The following is a 26,411-nucleotide window of genomic DNA, read 5'->3' on the forward strand; positions in this document are numbered from 1 at the left end:
CCCGAAATCCCCGCCGGAAGCCATGCCGGACGGAGAGGCGCCGCCGCTGTTATGCTTTCGGCGTGTTCCTCTCCGCAAACCCTGTCGATGCTGACCCTGCGCCCCCTGCTTCCCGCCGATGCCGATGCGCTGTCGGCCGCCGCCCTCGAATCCCTCGCCACCGTCGGGCGCTGGATGCCCTGGTGCACGGCGGACTACTCCCCGGCCCGCGCGGCGGAATGGATAGACCAGTGCACGCGGGCGCGTGCCGACCGCAGCGCCTACGAATTCGGGATTTTCAGTGCCGACGGCATCGACCTGCTCGGGGTTGCCGGCCTCAACCAGTTCAACCGCCTGTACAACTTCTGCAACCTGGGCTATTGGGTGCGGGAGTCCCGCCAGCGCCAGGGCGTTGCAGTGACGACGGTGCAGCGCCTGGCCGAATTCGGCTTCGAGGAACTGGGGCTGACCCGCATCGAGATCGTCATCGCGGAAGGCAACGACCGCAGCAAGGCAGTGGCCCGCAAGGCCGGCGCCCATTTCGAGGGGGTCGCCCGCAACCGCCTGGCGCTTGCCGACGGCCCGCTGGCCGCCTCCATCTACTCGCTGATCCCGTAAGCCGATGATCGACTACCGCCTGCACACGCCGCTCCCCGCCGCGGACATCGCCCGCCTCTTCGACGCCTCCGGCATCAAGCGGCCGACCGGCGACCTGTCGCGCATCGCCCGCATGTTCGCCAACGCCAATCTGGTCGTCTCGGCCTGGTCCGGCGAGCAGCTGGTCGGCGTATGCCGGGCACTGACCGACTTCAGCTACTGCTGCTACCTGTCCGACCTGGCCGTGGACCGGGCTTTCCAGCACCGGGGCATCGGCCGCGAGCTGGTGGCCCGCGTGCAGGCCGCCGTCGGCGACGAGGTCTCCATCGTGCTGCTGTCCGCCCCTGGCGCAATGGACTACTACCCCAGGCTCGGCTTCGAGAAGCTGGACAACGGCTTCGTCCTCCGCCGCCAACGCTGACAGCGGCCTGTGGGGGCGACTTCATTCGCCCGCGGAAGATCCTGGACCTGCGGAGAGCGAATGAATTCGCCCCCACGGATTCGTCCGCAGCCACTTCCTACCATCACGTGCGACACCCGCCACGAGCTGGTGGGCCTTCCGTCGGCTAAACTCCGGCCTGTTGCGCCCGCCGCCCCCGCGCCTGCCATGCCTCCGTTCCTGAAAGCCCTCCTCGCCCAACTCGCCGGAACCGCCATCGCCTACGGCAGCGCCCAGGCGGGCCTCTTGCCGACCGGCCTGGCGCCGGTGCTGGCGGTGCAGGCCGTGGCTGCCGCCGGTACGGCGAGCCTGCTGCGCAGCGCCCCGTGGTGGCGCTGGATCCACCTGGGCTTCGCGCCGCTGGTAGTAGGCGCCCTCAGCCTGGGCATCGCCCCGGCGTGGTATCTGGCGGCCTTCGTCTTCTGCGCGCTGGTCTATTGGAGCAGCTTCCGCACCCAGGTGCCGCTCTACCTGTCCAACCGCCACACTGCCGAGGCGGTGGCCGCACTGCTGCCCCAAGGCCGCCCGGCCATGCTGCTCGACCTGGGCAGCGGCACCGGCGCGCTGCTGCGCCCGCTGGCCCGCCTGCGCCCCGATTGTCGTTTCGAAGGGCTCGAGTCGGCCCCTGCCACCTATGCCCTGTCGCGCCTGCTGTCCCGCCGCCAACCCAACGTGAGCCTGGCCCGCGGCGACTTCTGGAAAATCCCGTGGGCGGACTACGATGTGGTGTACGCTTTCCTGTCTCCCGTACCGATGGCCGCCGTCTGGAAGAAGGCCTGCGCGGAAATGCGCCCCGGCAGCCTGCTGATCAGCAACAGCTTCCCGGTACCCGGCGTCGAACCCGAAACGGTCGTCGAAGTGGACGACCGCCGGCGCACGCGGCTGTACTGCTACCTGCCGGCCGGCCCCGGTCTTGGCGGAAAAATGCGAAATACCGGCCGATGAGCCCTCAATTCCGGCCGCATCTTTCCCGTTAATGCGCGAATAATGGCGCCATTGCGCCTTGCACCATTGCGAGAGGTTTCAACCATGTCCCCGATCATCTGCATCATTGGCAACAAGGGCGGTACTGGCAAGACCACCTTGTCCCATCTTCTGTGCCAGGGCTTCGGCCTGCTCGGCCAGCGTTCCGCCTGCGTGCTGACCGACACGTCGCGCGAGCCGCTGGCGCCGGAAGGACGTCGCTACGCGATTGCCGATGCGCGCACCCCCGAGGCCCTCAACCGGGTGGTCGGCAAGCTGCGGGCGATGGAGCACTGGGTCGGCGTGGTCGATGGCGGCGGCAACCGGGCCGACGTGGACCGCATGCTCGACAGCCTCGCCGACATCGTGCTGCTGCCCTTCCGCGACTCCCACGAAGACCTGCGCACCGTGCTGCGCGACCTGGAGACTTTCCCGCGCGCCTACGCGCTGCCGTCCCAGTGGCCCACCAACGCCTGGCAGCGCGACGCCGCCGACCGCAACGTGGCGCAGATCCTCGGCGCCCACAAGCACCGCATCCTCAACCCGGTGATCAGCCTGTCGGCGTCCAAGCTGCTGCTGCAGAAGAACGTCCCGGACGGCCTGCCGACCAACCTGGGCAACGCCTGCCGCGCGCTGGCCCGCCAGGTGAGCGAGATCCTCGAGATCGGCGAGGCCGACGGTACGCCCCCCACCGAACCTGCAGCCACCGGGGAAACGGCGGCGGCATCGTCCACGCTGGTGCCAGAGGGCTACGCCAGCACCGCCCGCCACTGATTCGGTCGCCGCAGCCTGTGCGGCGCCAGCACTTCTGCTTGATGTAACCGGTTTACCCACTTCGGGGGGTCGGGCAGAATGCGCCGACTCGATTTCCCGGTTTCGCCCTTCCGATGCTTCAAGCCCACGGCCTCGCCTGTGTCCGCGGTGACCGCCGCCTGTTTTCCGGTGTGGATCTCGCCGTCGCGCCCGGCCAATGGCTGCAGGTGGAGGGCGCCAACGGGGCCGGCAAGACCAGCCTGCTGCGCATCCTCGCCGGCCTGTCGCCGGCCGCCGAAGGGCACATCGAATGGGAAGGCCGGCCCGTTGCCGAGGTGCGCGACGACTTCCATGCCCGCCTGCTCTACCTGGGCCATGCGCCGGCCATCAAGGACGACCTGTCGGCCCTCGAAAACCTGCAGACCGCCGCAGCCGTGGGCGGCCGCCCCCTTGACGAGGCAACAGCCCTGGCCGCGTTGCGCCGCATCGGCCTGAAGGGCCGCGAGGACCTGCCCAGCCGCGTACTGTCCCAGGGCCAGAAGCGCCGCGTGGCGCTGGCCCGCCTGCTGTGCGGCCAGGCCCGCCTGTGGATCCTCGACGAGCCCTTCGTGGCCCTCGACGTCGGCGCCGTGGACATGCTGTGCGGCATTCTCGACGAACACATCGGCCGCGGCGGCATGCTGATCTTCACCAGCCACCAGGCGGTGCAACTGCAGGGCAACGGCGCCCGCCTGGAGCTCACCCGATGAAATCCGTCACCGTTGGGGCGAACGTGCTCGCTCAAGGCCAGTTGATCGACTTCTGTGGGCGAATGAATTCGCCCCTACAGGGAGAGGCGCGATGAATGCCTTCGTCGCCATCCTGCGCCGCGACCTGCTGCTGGCCATGCGGCGCAAGAGCGAGATGCTCACCGCGCTGTTCTTCTTCATGATCGTGGTCAGCCTGTTCCCCCTCGGCATCGGGCCGGAAACCGCACTGCTCAGACGCATCGCCCCCGGCGTGCTGTGGGTGGCGGCCCTGCTCGCCGCGATGCTGTCCCTCAACCGCCTGTTCGCCGCCGACCACCAGGACGGCACCCTCGAACAGATGGCCCTGTCGCCCACGCCACTGACCCTGCTGGTCGGTGGCAAGGTACTGGCCCACTGGCTGACCGCCGGCCTGCCGCTGGTGCTGCTGGCGCCGGTGCTGGGCCTGCAGTTCGATCTGTCGTCACGGGCGCTGGGTATCCTGATGCTGTCGCTGCTGCTCGGTACCCCGCTGCTGTCGCTGATCGGCGCCATCGGCGCGGCGCTGACCCTCGGCGTGCGCGGCGGCGGCGTGCTGCTGTCGCTGCTGGTGCTGCCCCTGTATATTCCGGCGCTGATTTTCGGTGCCGGCGCCGTCGAGGCCGACATGGCCGGCCTGGGTGCCGGCGGCCACCTGTCCCTGCTCGGCGCCCTCCTCGCCCTGGCTGCGTTCTTCGCCCCGTGGGCAGCCACCGCGGCGCTGCGCATCACCCTCGAATAACACCCCGCAACCTTCCTCTACCGGATCCGTCCCATGAGTCAGCCCCTGATCAACTGGTTCAAGTTCGCCTCGCCGGCCAGCTTCTACCCCCTCGCCGGCAAGCTGTGGCCATGGTTCGCCGCACTGGCCGCCGCGCTGACGGCCGCTGGCCTGTGGATCAGCTTCTTCGTCGCCCCCACCGACTTCCAGCAGGGCGAGGGCTACCGGATCATCTTCATCCACGTGCCAGCCTCGTGGATGTCCATGTTCATCTACTGCGTGATGGCCTTCTGGTCGGCCATCGGTATCGGCTTCAACACCCGCCTGTCGGGCATGATGAGCGCCGCACTGGCCCCCACCGGCGCGCTGTTCGCCTTCCTGTCCCTGTGGACCGGCGCCCTGTGGGGCAAGCCCATGTGGGGTGCCTGGTGGGTGTGGGACGCACGCCTGACCTCCGAGCTGATCCTGCTGTTCCTCTACCTCGGCTACATCGCCCTCACCGCCGCCATCGACGACCCGCGCCGGGCCGACAAGGCCGGGGCCATCGTGTCGCTGGTCGGCGTGGTCAACGTGCCGATCATCTATTTCTCGGTGAAGTGGTGGAACACCCTGCACCAGGGCGCCTCGGTCTCGATGACCAAGGCCCCGACGATGGCCGCCACCATGTTGTGGGGCATGCTGCTGATGGCGCTGGCCTTCTGGATGTACAGCATCGCCGTCGCCCTGTACCGGGTACGGTCCATCATCCTCGAACGGGAACGCCACGCCACCTGGGTGGCCGAACTGCCGGAGATGCAACGATGAACTGGGGCAGCGCGAGCGAATTCTTCGCGATGGGAGGCTACGGCCTCTACGTATGGGGCAGCTTCGGCGTCACCGCCGCAGCCCTGCTGATCGAAACCCTGCTGGTCAGGAAGCGCTTCGGCGACACCCGCCGGCTACTGCGCCGGGAACTGGCGGCCGACAGAGAGAGTCAGGACTAACCATGAAAGCACGACACAAACGTTTCGCCATCATCCTTGGTGGCCTGGCCGCCCTCGGCATCGCCGCGGCGCTGATCCTCAATGCCTTCCAGAGCAACCTGGTGTTCTTCTTCACCCCGACCCAGGTGGCCAACGGCGAGGCACCCAAGGACCGGGCCTTCCGCATCGGCGGCCTGGTGAAGGAAGGCAGCCTGCAGCGCACCGACATCACCGCCCGCTTCGTCGTCACCGACACGGCCAAGGAGATCCCGGTGGCCTACACCGGCATCCTTCCGGACCTGTTCAGCGAGGGCAAGGGCGTCGTTGCCCAGGGTGCCCTCGGCGCAGACGGCAAGTTCACCGCCACCGAAGTGCTCGCCAAGCACGACGAGAACTACATGCCGCCGGAAGCCAAGCACGCCGTCGATCAGGCCCACGAGGCCTCCAAGACCCTCAAGCAGTAAGCTCAACCGGGCACCCCAGCCATGATCCCTGAAATCGGTACATTCGCCCTCATCCTCGCCCTGCTGGTCGCCCTGGTACAGGGCAGCCTGCCACTGATCGGCGCCCAGCGCGGCATCCCGGCCTGGGTCGGGCTGGCGCGGCCGGCCTCGGCAACCCTGTTCCTGCTGATCGCGGTGGCCTTCGGCTGCCTCACGGCGAGCTTCATCAACAACGACTTCTCGGTGCTCTACGTCGTCCAGCACTCCAACTCCAAGCTGCCGCTGCAGTACCGGGTGGCCGGCGTGTGGGGCGGCCATGAAGGCTCCCTGTTGCTGTGGGTGCAGATGCTGTCCCTGTGGGCGCTGGCGGTGGCGGCCTTCTCCCGCAGCCTGCCGGACGACATGGTGGCGCGGGTGCAGGGCGTGCTGGGGCTGGTCGCCGCCGGCTTCATCCTGTTCATCCTGGCCACCTCCAATCCCTTCGAACGCCTGCTTCCGGGCGCCGACGACGGCCGCGACCTCAATCCGCTGCTGCAGGACCCGGGCCTGATCTTCCACCCGCCAATGCTCTACATGGGCTACGTGGGCTTCTCGGTGGCCTTCGCCTTCGCCATCGCCGCGCTGCTGTCGGGCCGCCTCGATGCCGCCTGGGCACGCTGGTCGCGGCCCTGGACCACCGCCGCGTGGATCTTCCTGACCCTCGGCATCGGCCTCGGCTCGATCTGGGCCTACTACGAGCTGGGCTGGGGCGGCTGGTGGTTCTGGGACCCGGTGGAAAACGCCTCCTTCATGCCCTGGCTGGTCGGCACCGCGCTGATCCACTCGCTGGCGGTCACCGAGAAGCGCGGCAGCTTCAAGAACTGGACCGTGCTGCTGGCCATCGGCGCCTTCTCCCTGTCGCTGCTCGGCACCTTCCTGGTCCGCTCCGGCGTACTGAGTTCGGTGCATGCCTTCGCGTCCGATCCGAAGCGCGGCATCTTCATTCTGCTGTTCCTGGCGGTGGTGATCGGCGCGTCCCTGACCCTGTTCGCCTGGCGTGCGCCGAAGGTCAGCCTGGGCGGAGCCTTCGCGCTGGTGTCGCGGGAGACCCTGCTGCTGGTCAACAACGTGCTGCTGCTGTCCGCCGCCGGCGCGGTGCTGCTCGGCACCCTCTATCCGCTGGTGATCGACGCCCTCAACCTGGGCAAGCTGTCGGTCGGCCCCCCGTACTTCAACGCGGTGTTCGCGCCGCTGATGGTGCCGGTGCTGTTCCTGATGGCCGTCGGCCCGGTGGCCCGCTGGAAGCAGGCTGAACTGGCCGACATCGCCCGCCCGCTGCGCGGCGCCTTCGCGGTTGCCGTGCTCATCGGGGTCGGCGCACCCTTCCTGGCCGGCGCCTGGTCGGCCGGCGTGGCCCTCGGCATCGGGCTGGCGATCTGGATCATCGGCTCTTCGGTGGTACAGATCCTCGCCCGTCGCAAGTCCGGTACGCCGCCGCGAGCCTTCTGGGGCATGCACCTGGCTCACATGGGGATCGCCGTGACGGTGATCGGCATCGTGATGGTCAAGCACTACGAGACCGAGCGCGATGTGCGCATGGCGCCCGGCGACACGGTGAAGATCGGCGGCTACGAGATCCGCTTCCAGGGCGTCAGCAACGTGCCCGGCCCCAACTACGTGGCCGCCCGCGGCGACCTGGAGCTGCTGAAGGACGGCCAGGTGGTGATGCCGCTGCACCCGGAGAAGCGCAAATACCTTTCTTCCGCGATGCCGATGACCGAAGCCTTCATCGACCCCGGCCTGACCCGCGACATCTACGTATCCCTCGGCGACCCGCTGGAAGGCGGCGACGGAGCCTGGAGCGTCCGCGTGTATTACAAGCCCTTCGTCGACTGGATCTGGGCCGGCGCCGTGTTCATGGCCCTCGGCGGCCTGCTCGCCGCCAGCGACCGTCGTTACCGCATCACATCCAAGGCGGCCAAGGCCGCGCGCCTGGCCAGCGAAGGAGCCGCATCTTGAAACGTTTCCTGATTCCCCTCGGACTGTTCCTGGTCCTCGTCGTCTTCCTGGCCATCGGCCTCAACCGGGATCCGCACGAAGTCCCTTCGCCGCTGGTCGGCAAGCCGGCCCCCGACTTCAAGCTGCAGCAACTCGCCGAGCCCGACAAGAGCTTCTCGCCGGCCGACATGCGCGGCCAGGTCTGGCTGCTCAACGTGTGGGCCTCCTGGTGCGTCTCCTGCCGCGCCGAGCACCCGCTGCTGGTGGCCTTCGCCCGCCAGGGCGGCCTGCCCATCGTCGGCCTCAACTACAAGGAAGTACGCGGCGACGGCGAGACCGATGTGAAGAAGCTGGCAGCCGACGAAGAGACCACGCTGACCCGCCAGCGCGCCGCTGCCTGGCTGTCCCAGCACGGCAACCCCTACCTGCTGTCGGCCCTCGACATGGACGGCCGGGTCGGCATCGACTACGGCGTGTACGGCGTGCCGGAAACCTACCTGATCGACAAGAAAGGCGTGATCCGCTACAAGCAGATCGGCCCGATCACCCCCGAGGCGCTGGAGAAGAAGATCCTGCCGCTGGCCAAGCAACTGGCCGGGGAGTCCTGAGATGCTGCGTCTTTCCCGCTCATTGCATGCGCTCCCCGCCAGGGTTGATACGAGCGTGAACAAAACGCTCGCCACCCTCGCCACCGCCGCGTTGCTCGGCATGACACCCGTCGCCCACGCCGGCGAGGCCGCCCCGCTGGCCGCCGACCCGGTCGTCGAGGCGCGCATGATCGCCATCTCGGAAGAACTGCGCTGCCTGGTGTGCCAGAACGAGAGCCTGGCCGCCTCCCATGCCGAACTGGCCGAAGACCTGCGCCGCGAAGTGCGCAGCCTGATCCGCGACGGCAAGAGCGATGCGGAGGTCCGTGACTACCTCGTCAGCCGCTACGGCGACTTCGTGCTGTACCGCCCGCCGGTCAAGCCGACCACCTGGCTGCTGTGGTTCGGTCCCTTCCTCATTCTCGCCGCGGCGATCATCGGCCTGATCGCCTACCTGCGCCGCCGCGCCAGCCTGCTCAAGCCCGCGGCCCTGTCTGCCGCCGACCGGGCCGCCGCCGAAGCCCTGCTCTCCGGCGACTCGCAACCCACCCAACCGAAAGACCAGGCATGACCGCCTTCTGGATCGCCGCCGGGCTGCTCACCGCCCTCGTACTCGCCCTGATCAGCCGCCCGCTGCTGCGCCAGCGCCAGGCCAGCCACGCCTCCCGCAAGGCCCTCAACACCGCCATCTACCGCGACCAGATGGCCGAACTGGAGCGCGACCTGGCCAGCGGCGCGCTGTCTGCCGCCGACCACGCCAGCGCCCGCGACGAACTCGAGCGGCGCATTCTCGAAGACCTGGCCGACGACGGCGCCGAAGCCACCGCGGAACCGCGCCGCCTGCCCCGCACCGCCATCGCTGTCGGCCTCGCGCTGCCCGCCGCCGCCGTCCTCCTCTACCTCGTGCTCGGCACGCCGGCCGCCCTCGACCCGGCAGCCGTGCAGGCCAGCAACAGCGAGCAGATACCGACCCAGGCCGAAGTCGAGAAGATGGTCGCCTCCCTCGCCGCCAAGCTCGAGAAGGAGCCGGACAATCCCAAGGGCTGGGTGATGCTCGGGCGCAGCTACAAGGTCATGGGCCGTCTCGACGAGGCCGCCCGCGCCTTCGAGAAGGCCGGCCCGGTGATGGAGACCGAGCCGGAACTGATGCTGGAAATGGCCGAACTGTCCGCCGCGCAGAATGAAGGCAAGGTGGAAGGCAAGGGCCAGGAGCTCCTCAAGCGCGTACTGGCCGACCAGCCGGACAACCCACAGGCCCTCGTACTGGCCGGCACCGATGCCTATTTCCGCAAGAACTACACGGATGCGGCGCGCCACTGGGAACGCGTGCTGGCCCAGGTGCCGCCGGACTCGGAAGATGCCCGCAACCTGTCCGCCGGCCTCGAAAAGGTCCGCCAGCTGATGGGCGACAGCCAAGGGGTCAAGCCGGTTTCCCGGGAGCCGGCACGCCAGCCGGCCGCTGCCGGCGCCACCTCGGTCAGCGGCCGGGTCAGCCTGGCGCCGGCCCTGAAGGACAAGGCCAGCCCCGACGACACCCTGTTCATCTTCGCCCGCCACGCCAACGGGCCGCGCATGCCGCTGGCCATCCTGCGCCTCAAGGCTGCCGAGCTGCCCAAGGAGTTCACCCTCGACGACAGCATGGCGATGAGCCCGGAGATGAAGCTGTCCTCCGCCGCCGAACTGCGCATCGAGGCACGCATCTCCAAGTCCGGCGATGCGATTCCCAAGTCTGGCGATCTGGCCGGTGAGATCACCCCGGTCAAGCCCGGCGCCAAGGGCCTGAAGCTGGTCATCGACAAGCTCGTCCCCTGAATTCCCTCGGGGTCGGGCGTCCGCCCGACCCCACTCAAGCCACCGTCACCCCACCTTCAGCGGCACCGGCAGGCGCCGCGGGTCGAAGAAGCGCACCGCGTTGCGGCCGGCTGCCTTGGCCCGGTACATCGCGATATCCGCCCGCTTGATCAGTTCGTCCCGGCTTTCGTCATGGCCGAGGAACATGCATACGCCGATGCTGGCCGTGCACTGGTGGATCACGCTGTCCCCGCCGCCCGGCAGGCTGAGCCGGTAGGGCTGCGCCAGTTCCTCGCGCAGCTTCTCGGCGACGCGCCCGGCATGGGACTCGGCGTCGCGCTCCTCCTCGTCGAGGTTTTCCAGGATCACCACGAACTCGTCGCCCCCCAGGCGCGCCACCGTATCCGACTCGCGCAGGCTACCCACCAGGCGCCGGGCCACTTCCACCAACAGGGCATCGCCCATCACGTGGCCGTGGGTATCGTTGAGCCCCTTGAAGCTGTCCAGGTCGAGGAACAGCAAAGCCCCGCCGTGGCGGCTGCGGGCGCTGGCGGCCAGCGCCTGTTCGAGACGGTCGTGGAACAGGCGGCGGTTCGGCAGCTGAGTCAGCGGGTCGTAAAAAGCCAGCTGGTGAACCTGTTCCTCGGCCTTCTTGTGTTCGGTGATGTCGGAGAAGGCCGCCACGTAGTGGGTGATCTGCCCGGCATCGTCACGCACCGCCGAAATCGTCACCCATTCGACGAACACTTCGCCGTTCTTGCGACGGTTCCAGATTTCGCCCTGCCAGAAGCCGTCCCGCTCAAGGCCGGCATGGAGGCGCCGGTAGAACTCCTGCCCATGGCGCCCGGAGCGCAGCAGGCTGGGCCGCTGGCCGATTGCCTCCCGCGCCGAGTAGCCGGTCATTGCAGTGAAGGCCTGATTCACCTGCACGATGCGCTCGTCCGCATCGGTGATGAAAACCCCCTCCTGACCTTCGAAGGTGGCGGCGGCGATACGCAGCTTGATCTCGGTTTCCTTGGCCTCGGTGACATCGGTGGCGAAACCGTGCCAGCTCACCCCGCCGCCCTCCCCTGCCTCGGGCAGCGCGTCGATGCGCATCCAGCGCACCCCGCGCGCCGGATGCGCAATGCGGAATTCCCGGTGCAGGCGGGTCAGGCCCCGGGACGACTCGGCCACGGCAGCCAGCAACCCCGGCAGATCTTCGGGCAACACCCGCTCATGCAGGGGCGCCGCCGACTCCAGCAGGCTCTCCGGCTCGACGCCGAACAGGTCGCGCAGCGCATCGCTGGCAAAGGGCACGCTGTGATGCCCGTCGGCATCCAGGCGGTACTGGAAGACCAGGCCGGGGATCTGCGACACGATGCTGCGCAGGCGGCGATTGAGCGCATGTTCGGCGGCCCGCGCCTCGCCTTCCAGAATGGTCGCAAGCAGTCCGTTGAAGGCGCCGGTCAGCGCGCCGATTTCGTCGTCCCGCCGTACCGGCAGCGCCTGACGGGGGATCAGGCCGTCGCGCATCCTGCCGAGCTGCTCCGCGGCCTCGCCGAGGGGCTGCAGCTGCCGGCGCAGCCACCACCAGGTGAGCGCACTGGCCAGCACGGTCAGTGCCGCCGCCGACGCCAGCAGGCGCCACTGCATCGCGTACAGGGGCGCAAAGGCCTCCTCCACCGGCAGCACCGACTGCATCAACCAGCCGGTGCTCTTCACGAGGCGACTGGACGACAGCTCCACCACACCGCGGGAACTACGCGCCAAGCCCGAACCCTCGTGCCCGGCGAGGTAACGGTCATAGACCGGATTGAGGCCCGGCGGCGGCCCCGGCGTCATCACCCGGCTCTTGTCGGTGGCGGCGATGAACAGGCGCTGCCCCGGATCGGTGATCAGGTAGCCCCCCTGACGGCCGAAACGGTTGGCACTGATATCGTCGAGAAAATTGGAAAGCGCCAGATTGGTGAGGCCGATCACCGCCCCCAGCACCTCGCCGCCAGGACCGCGGATCGGCACGATCATCGGCACCACCGGCTGATGGGTCGTCTTGCCGATCTGCGCCGGCCCGACCCGTGCCTCACCACTCTCCAGTGTTTTGCGGACCGCCGGCACATCCATGTAATTGACGCCGCCGCGGCCGAGTTCGTCCGGCAGGCTGACCAGCGTGGTGCCCTGGCGGTCGGTGACCAGCACGCCCCAGTTGAACAGGGTCAGCAGCACGTGCTGGTCGCGCAGCTCCATTTCCAGCGCGGCAGAAGACACCATCTTGCTGGCATCGAAGTCATCGGCCACAGCCTGCAGGGCCCGCATCCGCTCCGACACGGAGCGATCGATCTCGTCCGCCAGCAGGGTCACCACCGAGAACTGCTGGGCAGCCAGCGTGGCCTGCATTTCCTGACGCAACACATAGCCCACCAGCAGCGTGGTCCCCCACAAGGCCAGCAAGAGACCCAGCAGAACCCCTGCCGCGATGCGTGTCCGCAAGGAGCGAAGTGGTGATCCCCAATGGCCCAGCCTGCTCATCCGCCGGCCCTCCCGCACTCGTTCGGCAATGCGCTGCCGTTGTTCTGGATTGTTCTAATATCAATGCAAGCTTATGCCTGCGTTCATCGCCAGCATAGTCCGCATTACCCATCGAAGTGCACAGTGCTGTGCAGTAATAGGCAAGCACTATTCAATTCATGCCCACATTCAATTGGCTGCATCGCGGTGGGCGGCGTAGCATTCAACCCGAATCAGGTCGACAAGCACCCGATCATTCAATCGTTTCAATGGCACGCCGGGGCACACAAGACCCCCAAGACCCCAACAGAGACTTCCTCCCGGCGCTGCCCCTTTATTCCAGCTCTGCCGTCTGCAACCGAGGGCCGGCACGGGCACTGAGGCATACTGGCAAACCTGTATTCCAGGCTTGCCAGTATGCCTCCTCGCAATCTGCTCAAGAATCTCCCCCCGCCGGGCCCCGACGAGGACTTCGAAACCCTGTTCGAAGCCGGCGCCATGCGCATCGAGCGCATCGTCTCCCACCGCAATGCCAGCCCGCCAGGCTTCTGGTACGACCAGGCCGGCGACGAATGGGTCATGCTCGTCCAGGGCACCGCGGAGCTGGAGTTCGACGATGGCCGCCGCATCGCGCTGGCGCCCGGCGACTGGCTGGTGATTCCCGCCGGCCGCCGCCACCGGGTCGCGTCCACCGGTCCGGACACCGTCTGGCTGGCCGTTCATGGCACGAAGGCCTGATTGGCATTATCCTTTTGTCCTTTTCAGCCTCTGGAGATGCATCCATGATCCGCCGCAGTCTCAGTGCCCTTGCCTTTGCCGTCAGTGCCAGCCTGCTCCCCGTCGCCCCGGTCTTCGCCGAAGCGCCAGCCGTCAAGACCCAGGTGCCCGGCTACTACCGCCTGAACATCGGCGACTACGAGGTCACCGCCCTCTACGACGGCTACGTGGATCTGGACGCCAAGATCCTGCTCAATGCCAGCCAGGCCGAGATCCAGCGCCTGCTGGCACGCCTGTTCATTGCCGGCGAAAAGGTGCAGACCGCCGTCAATACCTACCTGATCAATGCCGGCGGCAAGCTGATCCTGGTTGATACCGGTACCGCCAAGGCCTTCGGCCCGACCCTCGGCTATGTCGCCGAGCACATCCGCGCGGCCGGCTACACGCCGGAACAGGTGGACCTGGTGCTGCTGACCCATCTGCATGCCGACCACGTCGCCGGCCTGCTCGACGCCGACGGCAAGCCCCTGTTCCCGAATGCCGAGGTGCGCGTGGCCCAGACCGAGAGCGACTTCTGGCTGTCCGAAGCAAATTCGGCGAAAGCCCCGAAGGATTTCCAGGCCTTCTTCGCCATCGCCCGCCAGGCCGCCGCCCCTTATCAGGCCGCCGGCAAGTGGAAGCCCTTCAGCGGCGACGCCGAACTGGCACCGGGCATCAAGCCGGTGTCGGCCATCGGCCACACGCCGGGCCACAGCGCCTATCTGGTCGAGTCCAAGGGCCAGCGCCTGCTGATTCTCGGCGACGCGGTACACAGCTACGCGGTGCAGTTCGCCCGTCCGGACGTCGCCATCGAGTTCGACAGCGACAAGAAGCAGGCCGTGGCCACCCGCAAAAAGCTGTTCGCCTGGGCCGCCAAGGAAAAACTGGCCGTCGCCGGCATGCACCTGCCCTTCCCTGGCCTCGGCCACATCCGCGCCGACGGCAAGGCCTTCGGCTGGGTACCGGTGGAGTACAGCCCGCTGCGCAGCAAGTAAGGACGCGGTCGGCCGGGAGAGCAGGCCCCCTGACCAGGTACCGCCTGGAGGGAGCTTCACCTGTGGGGGCGAATTCATTCGCCCCCACAGCACCCCACAGGAAATTGCATGGGCATGAAGCAGAAAGGGCGCCCCGCGGGGCGCCCTTTCTGCGATCAACAGCTGGGAATTACAGACCGGCAGCGGCGCGCAGCGCGGCGGCCTTGTCGGTGTTCTCCCACGTGAAGTCGGCCTCGTCGCGGCCGAAGTGGCCGTAGGCGGCGGTGCGCGAGTAGATCGGGCGCAGCAGGTCGAGCGCCGCGATGATGCCCTTCGGACGCAGGTCGAAGTGGGCCTGGATCAGCTCGACGATCTTCTCGTCGGCGATCTTGCCGGTGCCGAAGGTTTCCACCATCAGGCTCACCGGCTTGGCGACACCGATCGCGTAGGCGACCTGCACTTCGCAACGGTCGGCCAGGCCGGCGGCAACCACGTTCTTTGCCACGTAGCGGCCCGCATAGGCGCCGGAACGATCCACCTTGGACGGGTCCTTGCCGGAGAACGCGCCGCCACCGTGGTGGGCCGCGCCGCCGTAGGTGTCGACGATGATCTTGCGGCCGGTCAGGCCGCAGTCGCCGTTCGGGCCGCCGATGACGAAGCGGCCGGTGGGGTTGATCAGGTAGCGGGTGTTGCCGCTCAGGAACTCCTTCGGCAGCACCGGCTTGATGACCTCCTCGATGACCGCCTCGGTAAGATCGGCATGGGAGATGTCCGGGTGATGCTGGGTGGACACCACCACGGTGTCGATCGCCACCGGCTTGCCGTCCACGTACTTGACGGTCAGCTGGCTCTTGGCGTCCGGGCGCAACCACGGCAGGCGGCCGTCCTTACGCACTTCCGCCTGGCGCTGCATGATGCGGTGGGCGTAGTAGATCGGGAAAGGCATCAGGCTCGGCGTTTCGTTGGTCGCGTAGCCGAACATCAGGCCCTGGTCGCCGGCGCCCTGATCGAGGTCGAGGCCCTCGCCTTCGTTCACGCCCTGGGCGATGTCGGAGGACTGGCGGTTGATCGCGGTCAGCACCGCGCAGCTCTTGTAGTCGAAGCCGATCTCGGAATCGTCGTAACCAATGCGCTTGACGGTGTTACGGGCGATGTCCATGTAGTTGATGTCGGCGCGCGTCGTGATTTCGCCGGAAATCACGACCAGACCGGTGGACACCAGGGTTTCGCAGGCAACGCGGCCGTGCGGGTCCTGCGCGAGGATCGCGTCGAGGACGGCATCGGAAATCTGGTCGGCGACCTTGTCGGGGTGGCCTTCGGAGACGGACTCCGAAGTAAAAAGGTATTCTCTGGCCATGGAGGCGCTCCTGAAAAACAAAAATCCCCTTGACTGACGGCGTTGCCGTCTCGGGGGATTCTCGGAGCGGCGACGCTTTAGCAGTATTTTTGCCGGCCTATCCGCAGCTGAACCACGGACCGCCACCGCCCTGCAAGTTGTCGGATTAACTCGGCGGAATCACAATTATAGCTTTGCCTTCCGGGCCGTCAATTCGGCCACCCCACAGCCCCCGATGGCGTCACTCATTTTTTCCCTTCTCGCCCGCCTGCCCCTCGGGCTCCTACAGCGTCTCGGCTGCGTTGCCGGATGGCTGACCTACGCCGGCTCCCCCACCTACCGGCGGCGCCTGCGCGACAATCTGGCCCACGCTCTCGGACCGGAGGAAGCCGCCCGGACCTGGCGCCGCGCGGTCGGCGAGACCGGCAAGCAGGCGCTGGAACTGCCGTGGCTGCTGCTGCGCCCCCAGGCCGAGATCGTCACCAAGGTCGTCCGCGTCAGCGGGTGGGAACACGTGGAAGCCGCCGAGGCCAGCGGCGGCGGCCTTCTCTTCATCACGCCGCACCTGGGGTGCTTCGAGATCTCCGCCCAGTATTTCTCCACCCACAAGCCGATCACGGTGCTCTACCGGGCGCCGCGCAAGGCGGTGCTGCAGCCGGTCATCAACGCCGGGCGCAGCCGCGGCAACATGCGCCTGGCACCGGCCGACGTGGGTGGCGTAAGGCGACTGATCAAGGCCCTGCGCGCCGGCGAAGCGGTTGGCATGCTGCCGGACCAGGTGCCCGGCGCGGGCGAAGGTGCCTGGCTGCCCTTTTTCGGCCGCCCGGCCTACACGATGACGCTGGCCGCCCGCCTGTCCGAGGTGTCCGGCGTCAGCACGATCTTCGCGTGGGCCGAACGCCTGCCCGGCGGCACGGGCTTCCACCTGCGCCTGCGGCCGGCCCTCGAGCCGCTCACCGGCGACACCGAAACCCGCGCTGCCGCCATCAATCGCGAGATGGAAGCCCTGATCCGCGAGAATCCGTCCCAGTACCTGTGGGGCTACAACCGCTACAAGCGCCCCCGGGGCGCCGCCGCCCCCACTCCTCCCGCCTCCCGAGAAAACCAACAATGAGTCGTATCGTCGTCGCCCTGCTGTGGCTGCTCCACTGGCTGCCCCTGTCCATGCAGGCCCCCATCGGCCGCGGCCTTGGCCGGCTGCTGTACTGGATCATTGCCCCGCGCCGCAAGGTGGTGCTGACCAACCTGCGCCTGTGCTTTCCCGACCAGTCCGAAGCCGAGCGCCGCACGCTGGCCAAAGAACACTTCGCACTGGCTGGCCGCAGCCTGATCGAACGTGGCATTGCCTGGTTCGCGCCGGAAGAGCGGGTGCGCCGGATCGTCCGCATTCGAGGAGAAGAGACGCTCGCCAAGCTGATCGAAGCCCGCCAGCCGGTGATCCTGCTGACACCGCACTTCCTCGGTCTCGACCTGGGCGGCACGCGAATCGCGTCATCGTTCGACTGCGTCAGCATCTACGCCCGCCAGAAGGATCAGGTCATCGACCGCTGGCTCTACCACGGCCGCAGCCGCTTCGGCAGCCAGGTGCTGCTGCGCCGGGACGAGAGCGTGCGGGCATCGATCAAGGCGATGAAGGAGATCCGGCCCTTCTACTACCTGCCGGACATGGACAACGGCCCCGAAGACTCGGTCTTCGTGCCCTTCTTCGGCGTGCAGGCCGCCACGCTGTCGGCGCTACCTCGCCTGGCCCGGCTCGGCGGCGCGGTGGTGGTGCCCTGCGTGACGCGCATGCTGCCCGGCGGCGAAGGTTATGTGGTGGAGTTCGGCGAACCGTGGACGGACTTCCCGACCAGCGACGTGGAAGCCGACACCCGCCGCATGAACGCCTGCATCGAAGACCTGGTCCGCACGATGCCCGCCCAGTACTACTGGGTGCACCGCCGCTTCAAGACCCGCCCACCCGGCGAGGCGAAGATCTACTGAGCTTCGTCCTTCGCCGCCAATTCCGCCAGCACCAGCGGAAAGGCGGCGCTGCCGACCAGGGCCACGCCGGACACTAGCAACACCAGCCCGGCGCCGGACTCCTGCAGCAGTGGATGCAGCTCGGCGCCGAAACCGGCCAACAGCACCCCACCGGCGAGCAGGCACAGCAGGCCGGGAACACCCATCAGCCAGGCTCCGGCGGGCAGACTCTTGAGGGCCATCTCAGACCCGCTTGAAGACCACGTCCCAGACGCCGTGGCCGAGCTTGAGGCCGCGGTTCTCGAACTTGGTCAGCGGCCGGTAATCCGGCTTCGGCGCGAAGCCGTCGGCGGTGTTGGCGAGCAGCGGCTCGGCGGACAACACCTCCAGCATCTGGTGGGCGTATTCCTCCCAGTCGGTGGCGCAGTGCAGGTAGCCACCGGGCACCAGCCGCGAGGCGATGAGCTTGACGAAGGGCCCCTGCACCAGGCGGCGCTTGTGGTGACGCTTCTTCGGCCACGGATCCGGGAAGTAGATATGCACACCGGCCAGCGAGCCTTCCGGGATCATGTCGCGCAGCACTTCCACCGCGTCATGCTGGACGATGCGCAGATTGGTGAGGCCGCCCTCGTCGATCAGCTTGCACAGCCCGCCGACGCCCGGCGCGTGCACCTCGATGCCGACGAAGTCGTCGCCCGGACGTACCCGGGCGATCTCGGCGGTAGCCTGACCCATGCCGAAGCCGATCTCGACGATGTGCGGCGCCTTGCGCCCGAAGACCGCGTCGAGATCCACCGGCTCCGGCCGGTACTCCAGGCCGACCCTGGGCATCATCTCTTCCAGGAAACGATGCTGGGCCTCCGACATGCGCCCCTGGCGAAGCACGAAGCTGCGGATGGACTGGGACGTAAGACGGCCGCCCGGCGTGGACGACTGTGCGTCGGATGCATCGGACGGGGGCGTTTGCTGTTCTTCGCTCATGGCGGATTCCGGAATTCAGAACATGTAGGGGCGCATCCATTCACCCGCAGTCAGTGCATGAAGCACCGCGGGCGAATGAATTCGCCCCTACAAAAAATACAAAAAAACTCAGCTGCCGATCAGGCCGCTGGTCGGCGAGCTCGGGCTGGCGGTGTAGTACTTCTTGGGCATGCGCCCGGCCAGGAAGGCCTCGCGGCCGGCCTCGATGCCCTTCTTCATGGCCCCGGCCATCTTGACCGGATCCCTGGCCAGCGCGATCGCGGTGTTCATCAGCACCCCGTCGCAGCCCAGCTCCATCGCGATGGCCGCGTCGGATGCAGTCCCAACACCGGCATCCACCAGCACCGGCACCTTCACCGCGTCACGCACCAGCTGCACGTTCCACGGGTTGAGGATACCCATGCCTGAACCGATCAACGAGGCCAGCGGCATCACCGCCACACAGCCGATGTCTTCGAGCATCTTGGCCTGGATCGGATCGTCGGCGCAGTAGACCATCACCTCGAAGCCCTCCTTCACCAGCACCTGGGCGGCCTTCAGGGTTTCGGGCATGTTGGGGAACAGGGTGTGCGGATCGCCAAGCACTTCCAGCTTGACCAGCTTGTGATCGTCCAGCAGCTCGCGGGCCAGACGCAGCGTGCGCACCGCATCCTCGGCGGTGTAACAGCCGGCCGTGTTGGGCAGGTAGGTGAACTCGGACGGCGGCAGCGCATCCAGCAGGCTGGGCGCCTTCGGGTCCTGGCCGATGTTGGTGCGGCGGATCGCCACCGTGACGATCTGCGCACCGCTCGCCACGATGGCCTCGCGGGTCTCGGTGAAGTCCTTGTACTTGCCGGTTCCCACCAGCAGCCGGGAGGAATAGCTCTTGCCAGCAATCGTCAGCAAATCGTCCATGGGGAAGCCAACCTGAAAAATGAGTTGAACGTATGAAGCGGAGAGGCCCCGCGGCCCGAAAATACGGCGCAGCCGCCGATCAGCCGCCGCCCACCGCGACGACGATCTCGAGCCGGTCGCCATCGGCCAGCTGGGCCTCGGCATGCAGACCCTTCGGCACGATCTCGCCGTTGCGCTCCACCGCCAGACGCTTGCCGGTCAGGCCCATGCTGTCGAGCAGGGACGCCACGCTGAGGGGCGCCGCGAAGCTGCGCGCTTCGCCGTTGACGGTCAGGACCAGGGGATGAAATGGGGCTTGGGAAGACATGGCCGCAGTTTACCACGCCTCGCCGGTTGCCCTCCGCCCTCACCATAAGTACAATCACTGTCCTTCGAGCGGGCGTCGTATAATGGTAATACCCTAGCTTCCCAAGCTAGAGCCGTGGGTTCGATTCCCATCGCCCGCTCCACTGCATCGTTCCAGGGAATTCTGAGGAAGTCCAAGAGGCATCGTAAGTCGTTGATTCTGGTTGAGTTTTCGACACCTCGATGTTCCAGTGGGCTCCACGGAAATCCACCTGAAGCCACGACGTTTATGTCCATTTTTGTGTCCATTTTTGCGGGCACGACGGCTTCCGGATTGTTGCTAGGGCGCTGAGGTCGATGGGTTAAGCATCTGGTTCCTGACTCATGTTCAGGAGCTAGAGCATGGCACTCTCAGACTTGGTGGTCCGCCAAGCCAAAGCCACCGGCAAGGCCTACACACTTCCAGACATCGATGGTCTCTCCCTGGCCGTGACGGCCACGGGCAGCAAGAGCTGGCACTTCCGTTACTACTGGATGAAGGAGCCCAAGCGCATGTCGCTGGGCACCTATCCCGAGGTGTCCCTTCGTGAGGCACGCGCCCTGCGTGACGAGGCGCGCGCCTTGGTGGCCAAGGACATCAACCCGCGCCTTCACCGCAAGCAAAAGCGCGCCGCGGTCAAACTCGCCGGTGAAAACACCTTCGAGGCGATCTACAAGAAGTGGCTTGCCCACCGCGAACGCGGCCTCAAGAAGGGCCGGCAGACCACCCTCTCGATCCTCCCTCGCGTCTTCGCCAAGGATGTGCTGCCCTTGCTGGGCAAGCGCTCGATCTACGACATCAAACGCCCTGACCTGCTGGAAGTGATCGCCAGGATCGAGCGGCGCAAGGCGCTCTCCGTCGCCGAGAAAGTCAGGACGTGGTTCAACCAGATGTTCCGCTACGCGCTGGTGGTCGTGCCGGGCCTGGAGCAGAACCCGGCTTCCGACCTCGACGTGGTGGCGCTGCCGCTGCCCCCGGTGAACCACAACCCGTTCCTGCGCATGGCCGAGTTGCCGAAGCTGTTGCAGCGCCTGCGCAAGTATCGTGGCCGGCTGCAGACCCAGCTCGGTCTGCGGCTGCTGCTATTCACCGGCGTGCGCACGGGCGAGCTGCGCCTGGCGACGCCGGATCAGTTCGACCTCGATCGGGGCCTCTGGATCATCCCGCCCGAGGTCGTGAAGCAGCTCCAGGTGGACATGCGCAGGAAGCGCCAGTTGCCCAAGGACATTCCACCCTACATCGTGCCGCTGTCGGTGCAGGCCATCGAGATCGTCCGGCACCTGCTCGAACAGCTCAAACCGGCCCAGCACTATCTGTTCCGCCACGACAGCGAGTTGAAGAAGCGCATGAGCGAGAACACGCTCAACGGCGCGCTCAAGCGCATGGGCTATCGCGACCTGCTGACCGGGCACGGCATCCGGGGCACGATGTCCACCGCGCTCAACGAGATCGGCTACCCGAAGGTGTGGGTGGACGCGCAACTCTCGCACGTCGATCCCAACAAGGTCAGTGCCACCTACAACCACGCCGAGTACGTCGAGCAGCGGCGGCGGATGATGCAGGATTGGGCCGACCGGCTCGATCTCTTCGAGCAGAACATGGTCGAGGCAGCGAGCATGCCGCTCACCATTCATTTGGAGGGCGTGCCCGTCCTCTCGGATGAGGAAGCCGCGAGTGCGCCACCCAAACCAGCGGCCGCGTCGGCGCCGCTCCTGATCGTGACCAGGCCGGGAGACGCGATGCCACTGGTGTCAGCCGAGACGCATCGGCTGCCCGCAGTGCCGTTGCCGCGTTCCGTCATGGAGGAACCGCTGTCCGACATACAGCGCCAGCGGATGGAACTGGTCGATGTCTTCGAGGCACCACACAACCTGCCAGTCGCCGAGTACGCGAAGATGGCGGGCAAGTCCCGCCGGTGGATCAGCTACGAGATCAAGGCCGGCAACCTGCTGGCGCTGAACCTGGGCAACCGTGGTCAGCGCGTGCCGGATTGGCATCTCGATCCGGTCAAGCACGCGCTGATCCAGGCGGTCCTCAAGCTGACCAGGGGCGCCGACCCTTGGCAGATCTACAACGCGCTCCTGCAGCCGCGCGCGAAGCTGCGCGGCGGCTCGGCTCTGGAAAGCGTCAGTGCCACAAATCTCGACAAGATCATCATGGCGGTGAGCACGACGGTGAAGGAAAGCGAGTGGTCCCCGCAGCAGGTGGCGTTTGCGTAGCGCGCCAGCGCCCAGCAGTGCGCGCCCCTGTCTCAGGACACGGAGCGCGCGCGGCGGGCGAATCTTTCCTGGGGCTCGGTCAAGGACGAGGACGGGCGAAGCAGGTAGGCCATCACGATGATGGGTGCGCCAGCCAATGGCCGCGCGGCGATGCCGCGACGCAGGTAGCAGGTCAGTCTCGCGGCGGGTGCGACGGCAATGCCGTAGCCCGCGGAGACGAGCGTCATCGCCATGTCGAAGGTGCTGACGGTCTGCTCATGGCCCTGCGGTGCATCCTCGACCAGGCCATGCGCCACCGCGCGCCACGGCTCGTCGGCCGTTGACTGCGCGCAGATCAACGGCTGCTTGAGCAGCTCTTGGCGAGGCACTTCACGGTAGGACAGCAGGTGCGAGCGCTTGGCGACGGCGACTGCCAGCGTGTCATGCCACAACGGCTCGCACACCCAGCCTGGCCACTCCCAGGCGGCTGTGGACAGGGCCAAGTCAAAGTTATCGTGCGGCAGTTCCTGCGCCTGCGCTGTGGAACTGCATCCGATCAAGGCGGTGGCGGTCTCTGGCTCTTCGGCGCGCTGCAACGCCAGCAAGTCGGCAAGCGGTGAAGGCACCCACTCGCCGAGCACAGCCACCCGGATTTCAGTGGAGGCATCGCTCGATTTCACGTCCAGTTCCTCCAGGCAGTGAACTCGCGGCGACCGATGAAGTCGCTTCTATTGAGTTAAGTTTAACGTGGTTTATATCGTGTCAATCCTCGACGCTTTTGGCAATGCAAAAGCGTTCGATTCAAAGAGGCCGGCCCACCGGGACAACAACCTACGAAGCGGAACCAGCCATCGCGTTTGGGGCCTCCGTGCGCGAAGAAAGAACCAGTCAAGGCATCGCCCAGGAAACGCTGGCTCATCTGTCAGGAATCGAGCGTTCGCACATGGGAAAGATCGAGCGTGGCGAGCATGTCCCCACGCTCCCCCTCATTCTCAAAATCGCCCGTGCGCTGAAATGCAGTTCTGCCCACTTGATGGCGCTGACTGAAGCCAAGCTGGCAGAGACGGCTCCGCCTAAATCAGCGGACTGAAGCCGGCCCGCGCCGTGGCTCCTTGTCTACCCCTGTTCGTTGTCGTTCTTATTACCGGCGGCTGAATTTTCGCGCTTTACGGCCTCGGTGAGGAGGCGCAGGTATGGATTGTCCGGAGGCATTTCCTGGAACAGCGCTTCGGGAGCGCTCAGCAGGTAGCCGTGCAGTCGCCTGGATTTGCGCGGCCCCGTGACTTCGCAGGTCCAGATATTCAGCCCGCTGGCTTGCTTGCGGTGCAGGCCTAGCTTCTCGAAACGCTTCTGCACCCACTGCCATCCCTCCAGGTTCTCCGGTTTCGCCAGTGCGGCGATTTGCAGATGTTCCTGCGCATAGCGCTGGAAGACGCCGGGGCTCACCAGGTAGGCCGTTCCGGCGACGCTGTGCACCAAGGCTTTGGCGTCGTTGATGATGAGCTTGTGCGTCTGGATGCCCTGACGCAGCCAGGCCATGAAATGCTCGCCGGATGGCTCCGGCCGATCCTGAAATGGCGCGAGGCTTATCTGCGGCAGCACCGTAGGCGCCGGTGGCGAGGCAGGCTCGGGTTCGCTCGGGGCCTCCGGCGCTACGGGTGGGGCCGTGTCACTCAGCAGATCGAGCAGCGCAGCCACGCCGTTGTCGGTGGGCATAGGGACGGTCGGCGCGATGCTTGGTGGCGCCGTATCGGCGCTTTCCAAGCCTGGCGCTTCGGATGCCGGTGCCTGCGGTGTCGGCGCCCCTTGTTCCTCGTCGGCCTGCACGCGACCCGCGAACGGCGCCGGCCGGTCGGCCGCATCCCAGACCATGGCCGGAGACAGTTTCAGGAAGGTGAAGCTGTGCGACCAGCCGGCATCGCTGGTGACGGTGGCCTTCCAGATCGCCTTGCCGTCCGGTGTGGCCAAGGCGATGCCGTGATCCTGCAGCACGTTGAACACCGCCGTGTTGCTGGCCGGGATGCCGTCGATGCCCTGCGACAGCAGATGCGCGCGCAGCTTGTCCGAGACGGTCTTGCTCACCAGCCAGAGCGCGTCCTGGGTCAGCCAGCCATCCGAGGCCTGGGGCTGGTTCAGCTTGAATTCTTCCTTCAGGAGGTAGCGCAGGCCATCGAGCAGCTTGCGCTGCAGTGCGTGCCGGGGCGCTGCCAGGGCCTTGCTCGGATCGCCGCCGAGTTCCTGGGCGACGGATGCCTGGTCCGCCTGCACGACCAGTTCGCCGAGCATGCCGGCGTGCTCGTACTGGCCGGCCAGGACGTACAGCAGCGCGGCCCACAGGTCCGGGTAGTCGGCGAGCCAGTCGAAGATGCCCGGATCGAGCAGCCGGGCGTAGAGCAGCCCGGTGGCGGCGCTGTGCAGCCGGTATTCGCGCTCCCTGCGGTAGCGGAAGCGGTACGGCCGCCGCAGCGGGCCGTGCCAGGGATGCCAGACCGTGCCGTCCGCGTACTCGACGTGCAGGTCGACCGCGATCTTGCCGATGTCGTGCAGCAGCGCAGCATAGGCGGTGCCTGCGGTCCAGGCCTCGGCCTGGGCGGCTTGCGCCTCCGGCGTGGCGCCGGCGGGCAGCAGATGCGACTGCCGCAGCTTGAGCGCGTAGGCGACGATCTCCAGGCCGTGGTCCAGCATGCCGCCCGGATAGGCGTGGTGATGGGCCTCCGACGCGGGGAATTGCTGGACCAGCTCGGCGTAGCGTTCCAGCGGGGCGAGGTACAGCGTGGCGAACTGCCGGCGCGACAGCGAGGTGCGCTGCCAGATGTGTTCCAGCAGCTTCTGCCGGCGCGGCGTCGCCAGCAGCGATGCGGCCGGCTCCGGCCGCATCAGCCCTTTGCCGGGCTCGGCGGGAGGTTTGGGCGGTGGCGCACTGGCGGCAGGTGGCACCCGTTTGCGTTGGAACAGCGAGAGCATGGCGAACCCCAGACGGCGGGCCGGTCGGGAGAGCCTTTTGGCCTTTTCGGGTAGGGCCTTTCCCCTTGGCCCCATTCCCTTGCCCCTTCCCCAGCCCTTTGGCCTTTACGGAAACCTTTGGATATAGGGCAACGACGCCTGCCGAACCACAACCAATGCGGGTTTGGCCCAAGTCGGATTGATGCGGGAAGGCTGGCTGTGCCGCCCCTACGATGGAGCCGTTTCATCGACCGGACGGAGCACCATGCACACCCAGATTGACAAGGTAAGGAAATTTCCTTACCATCCAGGCATTGCCATCAGGAGTGCCGCCATGCCCGAAATCCACGAAGTCGCGACGCTGACCTCCAAGGGTCAGATCACGCTGCCCAAGTCCATCCGGCAAGCGCTGGGCGTGGACACCGGCGGCAAGGTGGCGTTCGACCTGCGCGGCGGCGAAGTCGTCGTGACCCGCGCCGACGCCGACCATGAAGACCCGGCCATCGGCGCCTTCCTGGGGCTGCTGGAAGCGGACATCCGGGCCGGGCGGCACGTCCAGTCCCTGCCGGACGATCTGGCGCGGGCCATGCTGGCCAACGCGCACCACGCGGTGAACCTCGATGAAGACATCGAAGGCGAAGTGGCGCTCTGATGCAGCGGCACGGTTGGACGCTCCTGTTCCACGAGGGCGTGATCGAGCAGTTGCGCAAGCTGCACGCGGCCGCGGAACGGGCCGAACAGAACGACCCGCAGGGGTTCGAGAGCAACGCCAACGTCAAGCTGTTCCGGGCGTTGAGCCAGTTGATCATGGATGTCGTGCCGAGCGATCCTGCGCGCGACGAATTCCGCCAGGGCAACACCTTGGGGCCGGCCTACCGGCACTGGCGGCGCGCAAAGATCGGGAGGCGGTTCCGGCTGTTCTTCCGCTTCGACTCCAAGGCCAAGGCGATCGTGTTCGCCTGGGTCAACGACGAGCAGACCTTGCGGTCGTCGGGCAGCAAGTCCGACCCCTATGCGGTGTTCGAGAAGATGTTGGGACGCGGCAACCCGCCGGACGATTGGGCGGCGCTGGTGGCCGCAAGCCAGGCCGACTGGCGCGCAGCAGACAAGGACTAGACCGCGGTTGAAGAACAGCACAGGTTTCAATCGCGACACGGACAGGGATCACAGCCACACGACAGGATGAACATGAGGTAGCCACCATGAAGACCGCCGCACAGACCACCTTCGCAGAACGCCTCGGCCGGACACTGGGCCGGGCGTGGAGAGGCTGCGCGCGTCTGGATCGGCGGGCGCAGGGCTGGCTGCTCGCGCAGGGATGGGCGCCTGGCATTGCCAAGGCCGCGCTGCTGGCCGTCAAGCTCGCTGCGATCGGTGTCCTGCTCTACACCGCGTTCTGGCTGGCACTGCTGCTTGCGTTCGCGCTGGTCGGCGCCTGGGTAGTCCGCAACGACGATGGGAGCTACGACGAGGAACACAAGCCGGAATGGCGATACGGCCCTGCCGGGTACGGCCTCTACACCCATGACGATTACCGGATCGACCCCCACGATCCAGAAGACGAGCAAGCCTAGAGGCG

The 26,411-nt window shown here is 67.0% G+C and carries 30 protein-coding genes and 1 tRNA gene; 23 read left to right on the forward strand and 8 right to left on the reverse strand.

Annotation, left to right across the window (positions count from 1 at the left end; genetic code table 11):
• The first annotated feature begins 87 nt into the window (after positions 1 to 87).
• The 13 genes from B4920_RS15160 to ccmI all read left to right on the forward strand — a co-directional run bounded on the left by B4920_RS15160 (position 88) and on the right by ccmI (position 9,997).
• Positions 88 to 597, forward strand: coding sequence for a GNAT family N-acetyltransferase (locus B4920_RS15160; protein ID WP_088179480.1), 510 nt, complete (start codon positions 88 to 90; stop codon positions 595 to 597).
• A gap of 4 nt (positions 598 to 601) precedes the next feature.
• Positions 602 to 997 (forward strand): GNAT family N-acetyltransferase, encoded by a 396-nt coding sequence (locus B4920_RS15165; RefSeq protein ID WP_079435547.1) that lies wholly within the window; start codon positions 602 to 604, stop codon positions 995 to 997.
• Positions 998 to 1,183: 186 nt separating this feature from the next.
• On the forward strand, positions 1,184 to 1,960 hold the full coding sequence (locus B4920_RS15170; protein ID WP_079435548.1) for a trans-aconitate 2-methyltransferase: 777 nt from the start codon (positions 1,184 to 1,186) through the stop codon (positions 1,958 to 1,960).
• An 84-nt stretch (positions 1,961 to 2,044) separates the two neighbouring features.
• On the forward strand, positions 2,045 to 2,752 hold the full coding sequence (locus tag B4920_RS15175; RefSeq protein ID WP_139379521.1) for a hypothetical protein: 708 nt from the start codon (positions 2,045 to 2,047) through the stop codon (positions 2,750 to 2,752).
• 113 nt (positions 2,753 to 2,865) lie between these two features.
• Positions 2,866 to 3,480: a cytochrome c biogenesis heme-transporting ATPase CcmA gene (ccmA, locus tag B4920_RS15180; protein ID WP_079435549.1), complete on the forward strand. Its 615-nt coding sequence runs from the start codon at positions 2,866 to 2,868 to the stop codon at positions 3,478 to 3,480.
• Positions 3,481 to 3,571: 91 nt separating this feature from the next.
• Positions 3,572 to 4,237 carry a heme exporter protein CcmB gene (ccmB, locus tag B4920_RS15185; protein ID WP_079435550.1) on the forward strand — a complete coding sequence of 222 codons (666 nt, stop codon included), beginning with the start codon at positions 3,572 to 3,574 and terminating at the stop codon, positions 4,235 to 4,237.
• A gap of 33 nt (positions 4,238 to 4,270) precedes the next feature.
• The gene (gene ccmC / locus B4920_RS15190; protein WP_079435551.1) at positions 4,271 to 5,020 is read left to right on the forward strand and encodes a heme ABC transporter permease CcmC; all 750 of its coding nucleotides are present in this window, start codon (positions 4,271 to 4,273) and stop codon (positions 5,018 to 5,020) included.
• On the forward strand, positions 5,017 to 5,199 hold the full coding sequence (gene ccmD / locus B4920_RS15195; RefSeq protein WP_079435552.1) for a heme exporter protein CcmD: 183 nt from the start codon (positions 5,017 to 5,019) through the stop codon (positions 5,197 to 5,199). Before ccmC ends, ccmD begins: the two co-directional genes overlap by 4 nt.
• Before the next feature lie 2 nt (positions 5,200 to 5,201).
• Positions 5,202 to 5,642 carry a cytochrome c maturation protein CcmE gene (ccmE, locus tag B4920_RS15200; RefSeq protein WP_079435553.1) on the forward strand — a complete coding sequence of 147 codons (441 nt, stop codon included), beginning with the start codon at positions 5,202 to 5,204 and terminating at the stop codon, positions 5,640 to 5,642.
• Between the two features lie 21 nt (positions 5,643 to 5,663).
• The gene (locus B4920_RS15205; RefSeq protein ID WP_079435554.1) at positions 5,664 to 7,619 is read left to right on the forward strand and encodes a heme lyase CcmF/NrfE family subunit; all 1,956 of its coding nucleotides are present in this window, start codon (positions 5,664 to 5,666) and stop codon (positions 7,617 to 7,619) included.
• On the forward strand, positions 7,613 to 8,206 hold the full coding sequence (locus B4920_RS15210) for a DsbE family thiol:disulfide interchange protein (RefSeq protein ID WP_088179481.1): 594 nt from the start codon (positions 7,613 to 7,615) through the stop codon (positions 8,204 to 8,206). The genes B4920_RS15205 and B4920_RS15210 overlap by 7 nt, the downstream gene beginning before the upstream one ends.
• A gap of 55 nt (positions 8,207 to 8,261) precedes the next feature.
• On the forward strand, positions 8,262 to 8,756 hold the full coding sequence (locus tag B4920_RS15215) for a cytochrome c-type biogenesis protein (protein ID WP_368664724.1): 495 nt from the start codon (positions 8,262 to 8,264) through the stop codon (positions 8,754 to 8,756).
• Entirely contained in the window at positions 8,753 to 9,997 is a 1,245-nt protein-coding gene (gene ccmI / locus B4920_RS15220; protein ID WP_079435556.1) for a c-type cytochrome biogenesis protein CcmI, read from the forward strand. Before B4920_RS15215 ends, ccmI begins: the two co-directional genes overlap by 4 nt.
• Before the next feature lie 45 nt (positions 9,998 to 10,042).
• Here the strand turns inward: ccmI and B4920_RS15225 are convergent, their stop codons facing one another.
• Positions 10,043 to 12,445, reverse strand: coding sequence for a diguanylate cyclase (locus tag B4920_RS15225; RefSeq protein ID WP_161493311.1), 2,403 nt, complete (start codon positions 12,443 to 12,445; stop codon positions 10,043 to 10,045).
• 435 nt (positions 12,446 to 12,880) lie between these two features.
• On the opposite strand from B4920_RS15225, the gene B4920_RS15230 reads away from it, so the two are divergent.
• Together B4920_RS15230 and B4920_RS15235 are read left to right on the forward strand one after the other, a co-directional pair.
• Entirely contained in the window at positions 12,881 to 13,201 is a 321-nt protein-coding gene (locus tag B4920_RS15230) for a cupin domain-containing protein (RefSeq protein WP_079435558.1), read from the forward strand.
• A gap of 44 nt (positions 13,202 to 13,245) precedes the next feature.
• Positions 13,246 to 14,214, forward strand: coding sequence for an MBL fold metallo-hydrolase (locus tag B4920_RS15235; protein WP_079435559.1), 969 nt, complete (start codon positions 13,246 to 13,248; stop codon positions 14,212 to 14,214).
• A 169-nt stretch (positions 14,215 to 14,383) separates the two neighbouring features.
• Here the strand turns inward: B4920_RS15235 and metK are convergent, their stop codons facing one another.
• Positions 14,384 to 15,550 carry a methionine adenosyltransferase gene (gene metK / locus B4920_RS15240; RefSeq protein WP_079435560.1) on the reverse strand — a complete coding sequence of 389 codons (1,167 nt, stop codon included), beginning with the start codon at positions 15,548 to 15,550 and terminating at the stop codon, positions 14,384 to 14,386.
• Positions 15,551 to 15,764: 214 nt separating this feature from the next.
• On the opposite strand from metK, the gene B4920_RS15245 reads away from it, so the two are divergent.
• Together B4920_RS15245 and B4920_RS15250 are read left to right on the forward strand one after the other, a co-directional pair.
• Positions 15,765 to 16,643, forward strand: coding sequence for a lysophospholipid acyltransferase family protein (locus B4920_RS15245; protein ID WP_079435561.1), 879 nt, complete (start codon positions 15,765 to 15,767; stop codon positions 16,641 to 16,643).
• Entirely contained in the window at positions 16,640 to 17,512 is an 873-nt protein-coding gene (locus B4920_RS15250) for a lipid A biosynthesis acyltransferase (RefSeq protein WP_079435562.1), read from the forward strand. Before B4920_RS15245 ends, B4920_RS15250 begins: the two co-directional genes overlap by 4 nt.
• On the opposite strand, the gene B4920_RS15255 is transcribed toward B4920_RS15250, so the two are convergent.
• The 4 genes from B4920_RS15255 to thiS all read right to left on the reverse strand — a co-directional run bounded on the left by B4920_RS15255 (position 17,506) and on the right by thiS (position 19,673).
• Positions 17,506 to 17,733 (reverse strand): hypothetical protein, encoded by a 228-nt coding sequence (locus tag B4920_RS15255; protein WP_079435563.1) that lies wholly within the window; start codon positions 17,731 to 17,733, stop codon positions 17,506 to 17,508. The genes B4920_RS15250 and B4920_RS15255 overlap by 7 nt on opposite strands.
• Before the next feature lies 1 nt (position 17,734).
• On the reverse strand, positions 17,735 to 18,472 hold the full coding sequence (gene trmB, locus B4920_RS15260) for a tRNA (guanosine(46)-N7)-methyltransferase TrmB (RefSeq protein ID WP_079435564.1): 738 nt from the start codon (positions 18,470 to 18,472) through the stop codon (positions 17,735 to 17,737).
• Positions 18,473 to 18,580: 108 nt separating this feature from the next.
• Positions 18,581 to 19,366: a thiazole synthase gene (locus B4920_RS15265; protein ID WP_079435565.1), complete on the reverse strand. Its 786-nt coding sequence runs from the start codon at positions 19,364 to 19,366 to the stop codon at positions 18,581 to 18,583.
• A 79-nt stretch (positions 19,367 to 19,445) separates the two neighbouring features.
• On the reverse strand, positions 19,446 to 19,673 hold the full coding sequence (thiS, locus tag B4920_RS15270; RefSeq protein ID WP_079435566.1) for a sulfur carrier protein ThiS: 228 nt from the start codon (positions 19,671 to 19,673) through the stop codon (positions 19,446 to 19,448).
• Between the two features lie 68 nt (positions 19,674 to 19,741).
• Between thiS and B4920_RS15275 the strand changes: the two genes are divergently transcribed.
• A tRNA-Gly gene (locus B4920_RS15275) sits at positions 19,742 to 19,815 on the forward strand.
• 238 nt (positions 19,816 to 20,053) lie between these two features.
• Positions 20,054 to 21,910: an integrase arm-type DNA-binding domain-containing protein gene (locus tag B4920_RS15280; protein ID WP_004265627.1), complete on the forward strand. Its 1,857-nt coding sequence runs from the start codon at positions 20,054 to 20,056 to the stop codon at positions 21,908 to 21,910.
• Positions 21,911 to 21,942: 32 nt separating this feature from the next.
• On the opposite strand, the gene B4920_RS15285 is transcribed toward B4920_RS15280, so the two are convergent.
• Positions 21,943 to 22,569, reverse strand: a complete 627-nt coding sequence (locus B4920_RS15285; RefSeq protein ID WP_003454711.1) for a LysR substrate-binding domain-containing protein — start codon at positions 22,567 to 22,569, stop codon at positions 21,943 to 21,945.
• Positions 22,570 to 22,673: 104 nt separating this feature from the next.
• Here B4920_RS15285 and B4920_RS15290 point away from each other — a divergent pair, with 104 nt between their 5' ends.
• Positions 22,674 to 22,979 carry a helix-turn-helix domain-containing protein gene (locus tag B4920_RS15290; protein ID WP_003454714.1) on the forward strand — a complete coding sequence of 102 codons (306 nt, stop codon included), beginning with the start codon at positions 22,674 to 22,676 and terminating at the stop codon, positions 22,977 to 22,979.
• A 26-nt stretch (positions 22,980 to 23,005) separates the two neighbouring features.
• Here B4920_RS15290 and mobH read toward each other — a convergent pair whose 3' ends face one another.
• Positions 23,006 to 24,853, reverse strand: a complete 1,848-nt coding sequence (gene mobH, locus B4920_RS15295) for a MobH family relaxase (RefSeq protein ID WP_031329115.1) — start codon at positions 24,851 to 24,853, stop codon at positions 23,006 to 23,008.
• A gap of 313 nt (positions 24,854 to 25,166) precedes the next feature.
• On the opposite strand from mobH, the gene B4920_RS15300 reads away from it, so the two are divergent.
• The 3 genes from B4920_RS15300 to B4920_RS15310 all read left to right on the forward strand — a co-directional run bounded on the left by B4920_RS15300 (position 25,167) and on the right by B4920_RS15310 (position 26,406).
• Entirely contained in the window at positions 25,167 to 25,484 is a 318-nt protein-coding gene (locus B4920_RS15300; protein WP_003454724.1) for a type II toxin-antitoxin system PrlF family antitoxin, read from the forward strand.
• On the forward strand, positions 25,484 to 25,948 hold the full coding sequence (locus B4920_RS15305; protein WP_003454727.1) for a type II toxin-antitoxin system YhaV family toxin: 465 nt from the start codon (positions 25,484 to 25,486) through the stop codon (positions 25,946 to 25,948). Before B4920_RS15300 ends, B4920_RS15305 begins: the two co-directional genes overlap by 1 nt.
• 86 nt (positions 25,949 to 26,034) lie before the next feature.
• Entirely contained in the window at positions 26,035 to 26,406 is a 372-nt protein-coding gene (locus tag B4920_RS15310; protein WP_003454730.1) for a DUF3742 family protein, read from the forward strand.
• The last annotated feature ends 5 nt before the right edge of the window (positions 26,407 to 26,411 follow it).

Source organism: Zoogloea sp. LCSB751 (genome assembly GCF_002028455.1).
In the GTDB taxonomy this organism is placed as follows: domain Bacteria; phylum Pseudomonadota; class Gammaproteobacteria; order Burkholderiales; family Rhodocyclaceae; genus Zoogloea.

Coding starts and splice junctions, on each gene's coding strand:
- B4920_RS15160 (WP_088179480.1), top strand. CDS start 88: ATGCTGACCCTGCGCCCCCTGCTTCCCGCCGATGCCGATGCGCTGTCG.
- B4920_RS15165 (WP_079435547.1), top strand. CDS start 602: ATGATCGACTACCGCCTGCACACGCCGCTCCCCGCCGCGGACATCGCC.
- B4920_RS15170 (WP_079435548.1), top strand. CDS start 1,184: ATGCCTCCGTTCCTGAAAGCCCTCCTCGCCCAACTCGCCGGAACCGCC.
- B4920_RS15175 (WP_139379521.1), top strand. CDS start 2,045: ATGTCCCCGATCATCTGCATCATTGGCAACAAGGGCGGTACTGGCAAG.
- ccmA (WP_079435549.1), top strand. CDS start 2,866: ATGCTTCAAGCCCACGGCCTCGCCTGTGTCCGCGGTGACCGCCGCCTG.
- ccmB (WP_079435550.1), top strand. CDS start 3,572: ATGAATGCCTTCGTCGCCATCCTGCGCCGCGACCTGCTGCTGGCCATG.
- ccmC (WP_079435551.1), top strand. CDS start 4,271: ATGAGTCAGCCCCTGATCAACTGGTTCAAGTTCGCCTCGCCGGCCAGC.
- ccmD (WP_079435552.1), top strand. CDS start 5,017: ATGAACTGGGGCAGCGCGAGCGAATTCTTCGCGATGGGAGGCTACGGC.
- ccmE (WP_079435553.1), top strand. CDS start 5,202: ATGAAAGCACGACACAAACGTTTCGCCATCATCCTTGGTGGCCTGGCC.
- B4920_RS15205 (WP_079435554.1), top strand. CDS start 5,664: ATGATCCCTGAAATCGGTACATTCGCCCTCATCCTCGCCCTGCTGGTC.
- ccmI (WP_079435556.1), top strand. CDS start 8,753: ATGACCGCCTTCTGGATCGCCGCCGGGCTGCTCACCGCCCTCGTACTC.
- B4920_RS15230 (WP_079435558.1), top strand. CDS start 12,881: ATGCCTCCTCGCAATCTGCTCAAGAATCTCCCCCCGCCGGGCCCCGAC.
- B4920_RS15235 (WP_079435559.1), top strand. CDS start 13,246: ATGATCCGCCGCAGTCTCAGTGCCCTTGCCTTTGCCGTCAGTGCCAGC.
- metK (WP_079435560.1), bottom strand. CDS start 15,550: ATGGCCAGAGAATACCTTTTTACTTCGGAGTCCGTCTCCGAAGGCCAC.
- B4920_RS15245 (WP_079435561.1), top strand. CDS start 15,765: ATGGCGTCACTCATTTTTTCCCTTCTCGCCCGCCTGCCCCTCGGGCTC.
- B4920_RS15250 (WP_079435562.1), top strand. CDS start 16,640: ATGAGTCGTATCGTCGTCGCCCTGCTGTGGCTGCTCCACTGGCTGCCC.
- B4920_RS15255 (WP_079435563.1), bottom strand. CDS start 17,733: ATGGCCCTCAAGAGTCTGCCCGCCGGAGCCTGGCTGATGGGTGTTCCC.
- trmB (WP_079435564.1), bottom strand. CDS start 18,472: ATGAGCGAAGAACAGCAAACGCCCCCGTCCGATGCATCCGACGCACAG.
- B4920_RS15265 (WP_079435565.1), bottom strand. CDS start 19,366: ATGGACGATTTGCTGACGATTGCTGGCAAGAGCTATTCCTCCCGGCTG.
- thiS (WP_079435566.1), bottom strand. CDS start 19,673: ATGTCTTCCCAAGCCCCATTTCATCCCCTGGTCCTGACCGTCAACGGC.
- B4920_RS15280 (WP_004265627.1), top strand. CDS start 20,054: ATGGCACTCTCAGACTTGGTGGTCCGCCAAGCCAAAGCCACCGGCAAG.
- B4920_RS15290 (WP_003454714.1), top strand. CDS start 22,674: ATGCAAAAGCGTTCGATTCAAAGAGGCCGGCCCACCGGGACAACAACC.
- mobH (WP_031329115.1), bottom strand. CDS start 24,853: ATGCTCTCGCTGTTCCAACGCAAACGGGTGCCACCTGCCGCCAGTGCG.
- B4920_RS15300 (WP_003454724.1), top strand. CDS start 25,167: ATGCCCGAAATCCACGAAGTCGCGACGCTGACCTCCAAGGGTCAGATC.
- B4920_RS15305 (WP_003454727.1), top strand. CDS start 25,484: ATGCAGCGGCACGGTTGGACGCTCCTGTTCCACGAGGGCGTGATCGAG.
- B4920_RS15310 (WP_003454730.1), top strand. CDS start 26,035: ATGAAGACCGCCGCACAGACCACCTTCGCAGAACGCCTCGGCCGGACA.